Below are 13911 nucleotides of genomic sequence, written 5' to 3'. Positions count from 1 at the left end.
ACCATAACAAATACAATGAAGAAGTTAATTTTTATATTCTTATTCCCTTTACTGGTTTCTGCACAGAGCAAGACTGATCAGGAAAAATTTCTGCAAATTGACAGTTACGCAAACGGCCTGTTATCAGAATGGGATATCCCTGGTTTGGCACTGGTGATCGTTCGTAAAGACCAGGTAATTTATAGCAAAGGGTATGGCTTCAGTGATCTGGAAAATAAAATTCCGGTGAGCAGCAGCACCCTGTTTCCCATCGCATCCAACAGTAAATTATTTACTTCAACTTTAGCTGCTCAGTTAGCATTTGAAGGCAAATTAGACCTTGATATACCCGCCAGGCGATATTTACCTGATCTTAATTTTTTTAATCCTGAATTAAATTACAAGGTAACACTCAGGGATATGCTAAGCCATCGCACCGGACTTCCGGCATACGATGGGATCTGGGTGAATGCTTCCTTCAAAAGGCCCGAACTAATTGGGAAGGTTGCCTACATGAAACCAAGTTTAGGATTTCGAGAAGGATATATTTATAATAATATCATGTATACCAGTGCAGGTGTCGCTATTGAAGCAGTAACCAATAAAAGCTGGGAAGAAAATGTTTCAGAACGTATTTTTAAGCCTTTGGGGATGAATGCGAGTGGATTTACAGGACTTGGAGAAAAGCCAAAAAATCACTCATTTTCATACTTTGAAGCTGAGAACAGCAATAAAATAAAGCCGAGGACTTTCGTTTCACAATCAGAATCACTGGCTCCTGCCGGAAACATCTATTCCAGCATGACAGACATGAGCAAATGGTTGATCACACAGGTTAATGGCGGTAAATTTAATGGCAAGCAGGTACTTGCAGCCGAAGCCATTGCAGAAACTATGATTCCGAATGCAATAGCGGATAAAAGGGGTCGTTATGACGAGTTATCTAACTCTATCTATGCACTTGGTCGGATCCTTCAAACCTATAAGGGAACAAAAATGATCAGCCATACCGGTTCTATCGATGGTTTTTATTCCAATCTGACTTATCTTCCGAAAGATAGTATAGCCCTGTTTATCGTACACAACTTTATGCCTGCCGGATCACTCAGGTCAGTAATGAACCTCCCTATAATCGATATTTTAAAGGACAGAGAAATTACCGACTGGAGCGGGCGCTACAGAAAAGACTATCTGGAAACTGTAGAAAGGAATAAAAAAAATGTGGATGAAATAAATGCCTCACAGATTAAAAATACTTTTCCTTCCCATCAGGCATCTGCATATACAGGCACTTATAATCATCCGGTCTATGGAAAGATCATGATCAGCCTTGAGAAAAATACATTACAGATTCAGTACAGAAGTTTGAACAAAATGCTGCATCACTGGCATTACGACCAGTTTATAACTATGGATGAAGGCGATGGCTTCCCGGATCTGCGGATCAGCTTTTTAACTAATGATAAGGGAGATATCGACCGTATAAGTACACGGCCTTTTGGGGATCCGGTAACAGAATTTATCAGGGTTAAATAATACAAGTGCACAAGCCAAATTTTCCTCACAAAACATAAAATTCATCTTGCATTGTAAACCGAAATTGTACTCAAACTGTGCAGTCCTTTTAGCACTTTAAACTCATGATTTTAATAACTTGAGCAAAGTTATAATCATGAAAAAATACTTATTATTCCTGATCATTCTGGGATGTAAAAGCAACAATCCCAGCCCAAGTAAGAAAGTTAGTCCGGAGACTTTTCCCATTGGCTATGCTATGGTCAATGGAACTACAACCGGTGGTTTTGGAGGCGAAACAGTTACGGTAACGAATCTTGATGATTTTAGATATAATGCCAAATCACCGGATCCGCTTATCATTCAGGTTTCCGGAAATTTTACCGATACAGGTATGGTCATTATTAGCTCTAATAAGACCATTATAGGAATGAACGGTGCAACACTAAATGGAGTAGGACTATCAATTTATGGAGTAGGAAATGTAATCATTAAAAACCTCAGAATAAATAAAGTCGTGGGTGCGGATTGTATCACGATCAAACAGGAAAGTCATCATATATGGATTGATCATAATGAATTATGGCAGGACAGAGATCATGGATGGGACTATTACGACGAGTTGATGGAGATAACAGACAGGTCAGATTATGTTACTATCTCTAACAACATTTTCCATGATGCTCATACTGCACTGCTTGTTGGAAGCGGAGATCAGCAAATCACTGATATAGGGCATCTTAACGTGACCATGCATGGCAATTATTTATATAATATATCTGAAAGACAGCCCAGTATACGATTTGGCTTTATGCATATTTTCAATAACTACTTTTTAAATGGCAGCGGTTATACGATCGGTGTAACCAGAAGTGGAACGGTAAGAACTGACAATAACTATTTCGAAGGTCAGAATATTCCTATTTATACAGATTTCAATACAAGTCCGGGGGTGATCAGCGGAGTTTCAACCAATGTTTATATTAATTCTGGAGCAAATCAAATAACCTCAGTAGTTTCAAACTGGCTTCCTCCGTATCAATACTCTACTGCCCTGATTCCGGCTGCAGAGGTGCGTTCTGTTGTACCAGGACAAGCTGGCCCTCAATAAGCTTCAATCCTTTACGCTTTCAATAAATTTTTATAAAATCTTAAATGGAGAAAATTATCTTAGTGATCAAGTATTCCTATATTTATAGCTTAACTAAAATTCTTGATCATGAAGAAATACCTTTTACTTTTTATTCTTTTCGGCTCAGCAATCCTACAAACACTTGGCCAGACCATCACCAATACAGGCCCTGACGCGGCAGGATTCTCTGCTGAACATTTAAAGCGCATGGATGTTGCAATGAATGATTGGGTAGAAAAAGGGTATATGAATGGAGCAGCAGCACTGATCATCCGTGACGGAAAAGTTGCATACCACAAGGCTATAGGATTTAATGACCTGGATACAAAAGCCCCTCTACAGAAGGAAGGTATTTTCAGAATCGCATCTCAAACAAAAGCGATCACCAGTGTTGCCATCATGATGCTGTTCGATGAAGGTAAACTATTACTTACAGATCCGGTTTCAAACTATATTCCATCCTTCAAAAAGCAAAGTGTCCTGGTTAAATTTAACCCTGCTGATACAACTTATACAACTGTACCTGCTGCAAGGGAGATAACTATCAAAGATCTGCTTACTCATACCTCCGGACTAGGTTATGCTCAGATAGGATCAAAAGAAGCAAATGCTATTTATGCAAAGAACGATATCACCGCCGGACTTGGAGTTAAAAACAGGACTCTTCTTTCTGCAATGACCAAATTAGGTGAATTGCCTTTAATGCATCAGCCTGGTGAGAAATTCACCTATGGCCTTAATACAGACGTGTTGGGTTGCCTTGTTGAAGTAATATCAGGCATTAGCCTTGATGAATTCTTCAGAACCCGGATCTTTGAACCATTGGGAATGAAAGATACCTATTTCAATATCCCGGCAAGCAAAGCCAGTCGCTTAGTAAATCTATACACCGAAACACCTCAGGGAAAATTAGTGAAAGCAAACACAGGCATGCTGAACAGTAATGCAGCTTCAAATTACCCACTGGTTCAGCATAGCTACTTTTCAGGCGGTGCGGGATTAAGTTCTACAATTTATGATTACGCCATTTTTCTTCAAATGCTCCTGAATAATGGAGAATACAATGGTAAAAGATTATTGGGCAGAAATTCTGTAAGAATGATGACTACCAACCAGATAGGTGATGTTAGTTTAGGTGGTGATGAATTCGGCTTAGGATTTCAGATAATTACAGATAAAAATAGCGGGCGCACTCCTGCACAGGTTGGAACCTTTAGCTGGGGCGGAGCATTTGCTACTTCCTACTGGGTTGATCCGCAGGAAAAAATTGTGATGTTATTTTACCGTCAGCTGCAGGCACGTTCACGTAATGATGTAGTTGAAAAATTCAGAGCTTTAACATATCAGGCTATTAAATAATACGAAATCCCAATTTTACCAATACAATATATCTAAACATGAAGTCAATATTTTCTGCAGCATTAATATTCTTAAGTACCCAGTTTGTAAGCGGTCAAACCACAGCTGATCTGTTGATCCGAAATGGTAAAATCATCGATGGTACAGGAAATTCCTGGTACTATGGTGACCTGGCAGTAAAAGATGGTAAGATCATCAAAGCCGGTCATATAACTGATATTCAGGCGACTAAAACAATTGATGCCAAAGGCTTGATCGTAGCCCCCGGATTTATTGATGTTCATGGACATATTGAAGGAGGAATAATAACGACTCCTACAGCTAATAACTACATTTTTGATGGTGTTACGACTGTAATTACCGGCAATTGCGGAGGGTCAGCTGACAATATAGGCTCCTTTTTCCAGGAGATCAACAAAATCCGGCCCTCCATTAATGTTGCGACACTTTTCGGCCATAATACCGTCCGTGCACAGGTCATGAACCGGGATAACAGAACTCCTACAGATCTGGAGCAAAAAAAGATGGAAAGCCTGGTAGAAGAAGCTATGAAACAAGGTGCTGTTGGTTTGTCTACGGGTCTGATCTATATCCCCGGGACTTTCGCCAAAACGGAAGAGGTTAGCGGACTGGCTAGAGCAGCCGGAAAATATAAGGGTGTTTACGCCTCCCATATCCGAAATGAGGAAAATAATGCTGTTGATGCCGTTAATGAGGCGATAAATATTGGTAAGGAAGCAAATATCCCTGTACAGATCTCTCACTTTAAGATAGGGGGGAAGTCAAATTGGGGTAAATCAAATATAACATTAGGCTTGGTTAAGCAAGCCCGTATGGACGGTTGGGATGTTACGATCGATCAATATCCATACACTGCAAGCAGCACGAATCTGGGTATACGTTTACCCGACTGGGCATTTGCTGGTGGAAACGACAGCATGAAGGTCCGTTTGAACAACCCGGTAATTCGCGCACAGATTAAAAAAGAAATGCTGCAGCAGTTAGCCGGATATAAATTTCCTAATTACAGCTATGCAGTAGTTGCCAATTATCCTTCCGATACCTCTTTTAACGGAAAGAATATCTCTGAGATCAATAAACTGATGGGAAGAAAGGCAAAAGTGAAATTTGAAGCTGAAACCATTATGGATATGGTTGAAAAAGGAGGTGCACAAATGGTCTATAACAGCATGAATGAAGTGGATGTGAAAAATATCATGCAATATCCATTCAGTATGTTTGGCGCCGATGCCGGTGTTCCTGTACCTGGTCGTGGAATGCCACATCCGCGCGGATATGGTACCAATGCCAGGGTTTTAGGTAAATATGTCAGAGATGAGAAAGTGCTGTCCATGGAGGATGCTATCCGCAGGATGACCTCATTGGCCGCACAAAAATTCGGACTAAGTGACAGAGGACTCTTGCTGCCAAATTATGCAGCTGATATAGTGATCTTTAGTGAAGCAGAAGTAAACGACATGGCTACCTTTCAAAAACCACATGCTTACTCCAAAGGATTTAAATATGTAGTTGTCAATGGTGAGTTAGTGGTTGAAAACGAAAAACATTTAGGTACCAGAAGCGGGAAAACGCTTTATGGGCAGGGGTATTCGGAGTGAAGGATGAGGCAGGAGGACTGAGGCAGGAGGACTGAGGTATGAGGTCGGAGGTGTGTTGTCAGTTACCTGTTGTCTGTTATCAGAAATTGGAAAAGGCCGTAAACTTCAAACTAACACTGAATTGTCTTTGATCTTTGATCTTTGGTTCCTGGTTCTTGGTTCCTGGTTCTTGATTCCTGGCTCAATTAGCCTGTTGTCTGTTATCTGTTATCTGTTGTCTGTTATAAGCTGTTAATTATAAATGCCTTAAAACCGAATAATAAAATCTTCTTTGGCCTGGCCTTTTTTAACGAATACGAGTCCGATATGGAAGAGATCAATAGTTACACTGACTTCGGGATGTTCTTTGATCTGTGTCCAGGCTTCTTTCATTCCTTCACTCCAGTAAATATCATCAAAGATCATCAATGAGTTTTCCCCTAGTTTGGGTAAGCACCATTTAAAATAGTCAAGGGTTGCCTCTTTTCGGTGATTTCCATCAATAAATACCAAATCGAGTACAGGTATATCTCTGATGACCTTTGGAAGAATTTCGTCAAAATTACCTACGAGCAATTCGGTATTAGTGATATGTAATTTTTTCAGATTTTCAAGGGCGATAGCTGCAGTTTCAGGACACCCCTCGATACTTATGACCCTTGCATTGGGGGCTGCTTTCGCAAGATATGCGGTCGTAATGCCTAAGCAGGTACCCAATTCAATAATATTTTTCGGTTTTACATCAGCTGCGAGGCGATGGATGAGCTGAGCCAACCTGGCAGGCTTTAATGCATTCCTGGCTAAAGTACTGACCTTCTTTTGTTTATTATTGTTGACAAGTGAACCGGCGCCAAGATCAGTAATATTTATCCGGCGTGGATCAAGCAAGAGTTCAGATCTCAATTTCTCGATGTCAGAGTAAACCTTTTTGGCATGAAAATCGTAGATAACTTTATCAACGAGTCGATAGGCAAAGGGTGAATGTACACCATGCCGCGTTTTTGCTTTTAAACGATATTTAAGGTAATCAAGTCCTGTTTGCAGGTTTATCATCACGCTAAAGATAGTTGTCTAAAGCTTATTTCAATGCAGAAATTTTTAAAAGCTAAGAAAAAACCCAGGCAGAAATTCACGGATTATTGCCGTTTAGCCATACTTATAGCTTTTTCTTAAATTTACATGGCATATGAATGAGAAAGAAGTAGAATCACTTATAAAATTGCTCGACGATCCGGATGTTGAAATATCCCGTCATGTTGAGGATAAACTTTTATCCTTTGGCAATGAGGTGATCGGCTATCTGGAAAATGCATGGTCGCATTCACTGGATGCAATCCTTCAGGAAAGGATTGAAAATCTTGTGCATAAGATCCAGTTCAGCAATGTTAAACGCGAACTGGAGCTATGGTATATCTCAGGTTCATATGACCTCTTGCAGGGGATGCTGATCATCAATAAATATCAATATCCTGACATTGATGAACAGAAAATAATCAATCAAATCGAGGATATTAAAAGAGATATCTGGATGCAGCTGATCTATGAGATGACTGCGGTCGAAAAGGTTAAGCTGATCAATCATGTACTTTATGAAACTCATGGATTTACAGGAAATACCAGTAACCATCAGGATCCTCAGAATTCTTATCTGAGCCAGGTATTGGAGAGCAGAAAAGGAAATCAGATCCTGCTTGCGGTAATTTACTCAATCATAGCCCAAAAACTCGACATCCCAATCTATGGTGTTAACCTTCCTCAGCATTTCGTTCTTGCCTATGTTGATGAAGAACCATCAGAACATAACAGTAATTCGGAAAACGACTTCGAAAACCGCATCTTATTCTATATAAATGCATTTAATAAAGGATTTCTTTTTGGAAGAAAAGATGTAGATGGATTCTTAAAACAACTTAATCTCAAGCCTCAGAATCATTTCTATGAGCCCTGCAGCAATGTTGAGATCATTCAGAGGGTACTTAGAAATCTGATCAGTGCTTATGAAAAACTATCGGCAGTGGAAAAAGTTGCCGAAGTTGAAGAGATGCTTGGTATTTTTCCGGAACCAAGATAAAAGAGGGGAATGGGGAAAGCTAAAAGGTAAAAGGATCAATGAGCAAGGAATAAAGACTTTCAGCAGTAATTTTCAACCTTGTCCTTGTTCTCTGATCCTTTTTCTTTGCTCAATTAGTCTGTTATCTGCTATCAGAAGTTAGAATTGGACGTAAATTTCAAATTAGCACTGAACTGTCCTGGTTCTTTGATCCTTAGTCCTGGTTCTTGATTCCTGGTTCCTGTCTCAATCAGCATATTGTCAGTTATCTGTTATCAGAAGTTAGAAAAGGCCGTAAATTCAAATTTGCACTGAATTGTCCTTGTTCTTTGGTCTTGGTTCTTGATTCCTGGTTCCTTGCTCCATTTAAAATTCCATCAAATAAGCCTTTAAAAACTCATCCAGATCACCATCAAGCACTGCCTGTGCATTTGATGTTTCATAATTTGTACGAAGATCTTTCACAAGTTTATAGGGATGCAGAACATAATTCCGAATCTGTGAGCCCCATTCTATCTTTTTCTTATTGCCCTCAATGGCTGCTGAAGCTTCCTGCCGTTTACGCATTTCTGCCTCATAAAGCTGAGATTTCAATAGTCTAATGGCATTCTCTTTATTCTGAAGCTGAGAACGTGATTCCTGATTTTTAATGATAATACCCGATGGTTTATGATATAAACGCACGGCAGTCTCCACTTTATTTACATTCTGCCCACCTGCACCACCGGAACGGAAGGTTTCAAATTCAATATCTGCCGGATTGACATAGATCTCAATCGTATCATCTACTAATGGGTACACATAAACTGAAGCAAATGACGTATGTCGCTTTGCGTTTGAATCGAAAGGTGAAATCCTGACAAGCCGGTGAACGCCATTCTCCCCTTTTAAATATCCATAGGCAAAATTGCCTTCAAACTGTATAGTTACAGTCTTGATACCTGCCACATCACCTTCCTGATAATCCTGTTCACTGACTTTAAATCCATGCTTTTCGCCCCACATAACATACATTCTCAGAAGCATAGCAGCCCAGTCGCAGCTTTCGGTACCACCGGCTCCTGCAGTGATCTGCATCACAGCATTCAGCTGGTCTTCTTCAGAACTGAGCATATTCTTGAACTCAAGCTCTTCTATCTTCTTAACTGTAATATCGTATTGCTCCTTTAGTTCAGCTTCGGTAGCATCGCCCGACTGGAAAAAATCGAGCATGACGGTAACATCCTCCACGGAAGCTTCCGCAAGCTGGAACTCATCGGTCCATTTTTTCTTACTGTTTATGGAATGTAATGCTTTTTCGGCCTCTTTAGGGTCATCCCAGAAATCGGGCCTCAGGGCAATATCCTGTTCATTTTTGAGATCATCTAACTTCTTGTCGATGTCAAAGATGCCTCCTCAGAGACGTTATTCTGTCTCTTAAATCCTGAATATTTTCTTTGGTCATGGTGCAAAAATAGAAAAAATTTACTCATCAATTCAGTAAAAGCTAACATGATCTTGAATCTTGTCAGCCTTTAAAAGTTAAAATCCGTCAGCTTTAATATCCTTTTCTGTAACCTCACCGTACTTTGCCGCAATACTCTTAATATCTTCAGATTTACCGATCAATAAAAACTGAAGCTTATCCTTTGGAAAATATTTATTAATGACCTCTTTGGATCTGGCAAGGGTAAGTCCATCGACATTACTCTGAAAATTATTGATAAATGATTCATTAAAACCATACCAGAACATCTGAGTCAACAAACCAGCTAATTGCCCGGCAGTTTCATAACGTGGCGGAAACTGACCTTTTACATAATTCTTAGCTGAAGCCAGTGTCTTTTCATCAAAACCTGTAGCATGCAGACTATCCAGAACCTGCAAGGTCTTTTCAATAGTAGGCAGCGTAGTTTTTACAGCTGTAAAAGTTGAAATGGAGAAAGTACCTGAGTACTTCAATGGTACAAAACTACTTCTTGCTCCATAAGTTAGTCCGGAATTAACCCGAAGCTCATCATTTAACCAGGAAGTAAAGCGACCGCCAAAAACGGTATTAACAACTTCAATAGCCACAAAATCAGGGTTATCACGACGAATTCCCATGCCACCAATTAAAAAAGTGGTCTCGCGGGCATCTTCTTTATTCACCAGAAGTACCCGGGCAGTTTGCGGCGGACTTACCGCCTGTGCTGCAAGATTATTCTGTGACAGACCGGTTTTTTTCCATCCGCCAAACAAAGTAATGATACGTGCTTTCATCATTTTCGTGTTGAAATCACCAACAATGGCAATTGCCGAACCTTGCGGACCGTAATTGTTTTTGTAAAAGGTCTTCAGATCATCCACACTAAATTTTTCAACGGTGACAGGACTCCCATTTACAGGATTTGCATAGACATGAGAACCATAAATGAATTTATCCCAATAGGCATTGATGACATTTCTGGGACTTAACTTAGCCTGTTCAAGACTTGAAAGAACACGCTTTCTTTCCTTTTCAAATTCGTCTTTATCAAAGACTGGGTCAACCATCACTTCTTTAAGGATCGGAAGAACCTTTTCAGCATCTTTTGCCGCAAACTTTGAAGTAATTGTAGCCGATTCCTTACTTGCGAAAGTGTTCAGATCTGCTCCGATAAAATCAAGTGCTTCCTCTATTTTTGTTTTTGAATACGATTTGGTACCATATTGTAAACCTGCTGCAGTTAAATTTGCCAGACCTGATTTCTCCGCATCATAGATAGCTCCTGCAGGAACAATGGCAGAAACACTGATCAATGGAACTTCATGCTGCTCCATCAGGTAAACGGTCAGCCCATTGGGCAAACTAAATTTTTCATATGCCGGAACTTTAAATGCCGCGGGTGTATTCTGAGCAATAGCCGGACTACAAAGTATGAATGCTATCAGAACAGCAGAGATATTTCTTATAAATTTCTTCATTTCCTTATTCTTCTACATTAGATTTCAAGATACCTACTGTACGGTTTGACTTATTAAAATATTGGCTTGCCACACGCTTCACATCCTCTGCAGTAACCTTTGAAAATTCTGCAGGCGCATCAAACATCTTTCGGTAATCACCAAAAAACAGCTCATAGGTCCCAATATTATTCGACTTCCCATTGATCGTCTCAAGTTGAGCATAAAACTCCATCAGTTTCTGATTCTTGATCTTTTGAAGCTCCATTTCTGTGATTCCATCCTTTTTAATCTTATCGATCTCTGAGTAAATAGCTGACTCTATATCTTCCTCCTTTATTCCTTTTGCTGCAATGGCATAAATACTAAACAGGTTTGGATCAAAGCTTTCGCTGAAATCAGATCCAATCATGTTCGCTAATTGCTTCTTATCAACAAGTTCTGAATAGAGTCGTGATGAATTTCCACTTGTGAGTACGGCGTTCAAAATGCTTAATGAGTAATAATCTTTATTCAAAGCTTCCGGAGTATGGTAGCCAATCATTAAATAAGGGCTTGGTACTTCCTTCTGAATGGTTACTCTGCGCTCGCCGGTTTGCGGAGGCTCAACAAGGTGAACCGGTTTGGGAGGTGCATTTGCAGGTATTGAAGCCATGTATTTCTCTGCCATTCGCTTGACTTCATCAACCTTCACATTTCCGGAAATTACAACGACACAGTTATTTGGGGCATAATAGGTCCGGAAATATTTTTCAAGGTCCTCTTTTGTCCAGTTTTTAATATCCGACTCATATCCAATAACCGTCCAGTGATAAGGATGCTCCTGAAATGCACTAGCATTCACTGCATCACTCAACATATTCCATGGGGAATTTTCAAGTCCTGTGCTTCGTTCAGAAAGCACTACACCTCGCTCACTTTCCACCATTTTAGGATCAATGTTAAGGCTGGCAATACGATCTGATTCGAGGTCAAAAATAGTCTCCATGGCACTTACAGGAAACCAGTCGGTATAAACAGTGACATTTTGAGTGGTATAGGCATTATTAGCACCCCCATTAAATTCCATAGTTTGATCAAACATTTTAGGACCGTATTTCTTTGATCCGTTAAACATCATATGCTCAAAAAAATGAGATAACCCTGTGATGCCCGGATGTTCATTTCGGGAACCAACCTTATAAAACAGGTACATATTGGCATTGGGGATGGAATTATCCTCAGCAACCAGAAATTTCATTCCATTTTTCAATGTAAATGTTTTAATGTCATCAGCCTTGGTCTGGGCGAGCAGGGGAATACAGCAGCCCATGAGCAGTATGCTTAGTAATTTCTTCATTAGTATGTATTGGCTAGTGTGGAATTTTATTCAAATTAATAGATATTAAGTCTAATTTTACAATATTTTTGATTTTTCTTTAACCTATTTTCTGAATCTATGCTTTCCCGCCACAATTTCACGTCAACAGTTGCATTCAATGCCCTTTCTGACCATTTTAACAGGATCAAAAAGGAGCAAATAAGAAATCTCTTCGAGGATACAACAAGATTTGAACAATTTTCAATCACATTCGGAGATATTCTGCTTGATTATTCGAAAAACCGCATCACAGCCGAGACCCATGAGCTTCTGGTTAAGCTAGCCGAAGAATGTGAATTGAAGGAAGCTATTGAGGCGATGTTCAGGGGCGAAAAAATCAATGAAACCGAGGACAGGGCAGTTTTACATACCGCATTACGTAAGCCAATGAATTCAGGTTTTAACCTGGAGGGCAAGGATATATTAGCTGATATTCACCGTGTTCTGAACAAGATGGAACAGTTTTCTGATCGGGTGATCAGCGGGCAATGGAAAGGTTATACCGGCAAGGCTATTGCACATATTGTGAATATTGGAATTGGCGGTTCAGATCTGGGACCGGTTATGGTCACGGAAGCGCTAAAAGCATACAGCAATCATATCAAATTACATTTCGTGTCGAATGTAGATGGTTCTCATATCGTGGAAACACTTAAAGAACTTGATCCGGAGACCACCCTTTTCATGATCGCTTCCAAGACATTTACTACGCAGGAAACTATGGCAAATGCCTATTCTGCACGCGACTGGTTCCTAAAAAGCGGTGCTGGGGAAGCAGATGTTGCCAAACATTTTGTTGCCATCTCAACGAATGAACAGGGTGTTTCAAAATTCGGGATTGATACGGATAATATGTTTGAATTCTGGGATTGGGTTGGCGGTCGTTATTCACTATGGAGTGCAATCGGGCTCAGTATATCCTGCGGAATAGGATTTGCAAATTTCAAGGCTTTATTAGACGGAGCACATGAGGCCGATGAGCATTTCAGAAATACAGATTTCAATAAAAATATTCCGGTAACCCTGGCCCTGCTGGGAATATGGTACACCAATTTTTTCGATGCTGAAAGTCAGGCGATACTACCATACGATCAATATATGCATCGCTTTGCTGCCTATTTCCAGCAGGGAGATATGGAAAGTAATGGAAAATCAACCGACCGCAGCGGAAAGGCAGTCAACTATCAGACTGGTCCGGTGATCTGGGGAGAACCCGGAACTAATGGGCAGCATGCTTTCTATCAACTCATACACCAGGGCACAAAACTGATCCCATGTGATTTTATAGCACCGGCTCAGACTCATAATCCAATTGGAAATCATCATCAGTTATTACTTTCTAATTTCTTCGCTCAGACTGAAGCCTTGATGAATGGAAAGAGCAAGAATGAAGTGGAAGCAGAACTAAAAGCTGCCGGAAAAAATGCAGAAGAGATTGAAAAATTGGCTCCATTCAAGGTTTTTGAAGGCAACAGGCCAACAAATTCCATTCTGATTAAAAAAATAACACCTCATACATTAGGTTCGCTTATCGCGATTTACGAGCATAAAATATTTGTACAGGGTATTATCTGGAATATTTTCAGCTTTGATCAATGGGGAGTTGAACTGGGTAAACAACTGGCAGGGCGTATTTTACCAGAGCTGGAAGATGACAAACCGGTTAGCGGGCATGATGCTTCGACCAATGGTTTGATTAATAGGTATAAGGTTTGGAGGGGATAAAGGGGAAAGGAGAAGGAAAGCTGAAAGGGGAAAGCTTCCACCGCCCGTCATTTCAAATACCTCTGCCATATTTTAATTGAACGCTACTCTTGAGAGGTGGAGAAATCTCATGACTAATGGTAGTGCATCAAATGAAAAGCCAATTCGTTGCAACAGATTTCTCTTCGTTCCTCATCGAAATGACGACAAATTAACGTCATTTCCTTTGGTCAATGAAAGAATATTTATTAGCTATTACTATTGTTGAAATGGGGGGTCCGGGGGGTGTTAATAAACTAAAATCTTTGTG

10 protein-coding genes are annotated in these 13911 nt (G+C 40.1%); 6 read left to right on the top strand and 4 right to left on the bottom strand.

Going from position 1 to position 13911, the window contains the following annotated elements; genetic code table 11:
• The first annotated feature begins 15 nt into the window (after positions 1-15).
• The 4 genes from BLR27_RS11165 (at position 16) to BLR27_RS11150 (ending at position 5604) form a co-directional block, all read left to right on the top strand.
• The gene (locus BLR27_RS11165; protein WP_090704915.1) at positions 16-1515 is read left to right on the top strand and encodes a serine hydrolase; all 1500 of its coding nucleotides are present in this window, start codon (positions 16-18) and stop codon (positions 1513-1515) included.
• 136 nt (positions 1516-1651) lie between these two features.
• A complete protein-coding gene (locus BLR27_RS11160) occupies positions 1652-2605 on the top strand; it encodes a pectate lyase family protein (protein WP_090704914.1) in 954 nt (317 codons plus the stop codon).
• 108 nt (positions 2606-2713) lie between these two features.
• Entirely contained in the window at positions 2714-3985 is a 1272-nt protein-coding gene (locus tag BLR27_RS11155) for a serine hydrolase domain-containing protein (RefSeq protein ID WP_090704912.1), read from the top strand.
• 38 nt (positions 3986-4023) lie between these two features.
• Positions 4024-5604 carry an N-acyl-D-amino-acid deacylase family protein gene (locus BLR27_RS11150; RefSeq protein WP_090704911.1) on the top strand — a complete coding sequence of 527 codons (1581 nt, stop codon included), beginning with the start codon at positions 4024-4026 and terminating at the stop codon, positions 5602-5604.
• 246 nt (positions 5605-5850) lie between these two features.
• Here BLR27_RS11150 and BLR27_RS11145 read toward each other — a convergent pair whose 3' ends face one another.
• Complete coding sequence (locus tag BLR27_RS11145) at positions 5851-6636, bottom strand: O-methyltransferase (protein WP_090704909.1); 786 nt, start codon at positions 6634-6636, stop codon at positions 5851-5853.
• A gap of 133 nt (positions 6637-6769) precedes the next feature.
• Between BLR27_RS11145 and BLR27_RS11140 the strand changes: the two genes are divergently transcribed.
• A complete protein-coding gene (locus BLR27_RS11140) occupies positions 6770-7654 on the top strand; it encodes a transglutaminase-like domain-containing protein (RefSeq protein ID WP_090704908.1) in 885 nt (294 codons plus the stop codon).
• 345 nt (positions 7655-7999) lie between these two features.
• Here the strand turns inward: BLR27_RS11140 and prfB are convergent.
• The 3 genes from prfB to BLR27_RS11125 all read right to left on the bottom strand — a co-directional run bounded on the left by prfB (position 8000) and on the right by BLR27_RS11125 (position 11876).
• Positions 8000-9077, bottom strand: a protein-coding gene (prfB, locus tag BLR27_RS11135) for a peptide chain release factor 2 (protein WP_143007735.1) whose coding sequence is annotated in 2 segments (ribosomal slippage) — positions 8000-9016 and positions 9018-9077 — 1077 coding nt in all. Because the reading frame shifts where the segments join, the coding sequence is not laid out codon by codon here.
• Positions 9078-9154: 77 nt separating this feature from the next.
• Positions 9155-10558 carry a M16 family metallopeptidase gene (locus BLR27_RS11130; RefSeq protein WP_176767679.1) on the bottom strand — a complete coding sequence of 468 codons (1404 nt, stop codon included), beginning with the start codon at positions 10556-10558 and terminating at the stop codon, positions 9155-9157.
• A gap of 4 nt (positions 10559-10562) precedes the next feature.
• Positions 10563-11876, bottom strand: coding sequence for a M16 family metallopeptidase (locus tag BLR27_RS11125; RefSeq protein WP_090704906.1), 1314 nt, complete (start codon positions 11874-11876; stop codon positions 10563-10565).
• A 99-nt stretch (positions 11877-11975) separates the two neighbouring features.
• Here BLR27_RS11125 and pgi point away from each other — a divergent pair, with 99 nt between their 5' ends.
• Positions 11976-13622 (top strand): glucose-6-phosphate isomerase, encoded by a 1647-nt coding sequence (pgi, locus tag BLR27_RS11120; RefSeq protein WP_090704905.1) that lies wholly within the window; start codon positions 11976-11978, stop codon positions 13620-13622.
• Positions 13623-13911: the final 289 nt, after the last annotated feature.

Source organism: Daejeonella rubra, assembly GCF_900103545.1.
Classification (GTDB): Bacteria; Bacteroidota; Bacteroidia; order Sphingobacteriales; family Sphingobacteriaceae; genus Daejeonella; species Daejeonella rubra.
The sequence above is the reverse complement of the archived record's forward strand: the minus strand, read 5'-3'. Positions and strand labels throughout refer to the sequence as shown.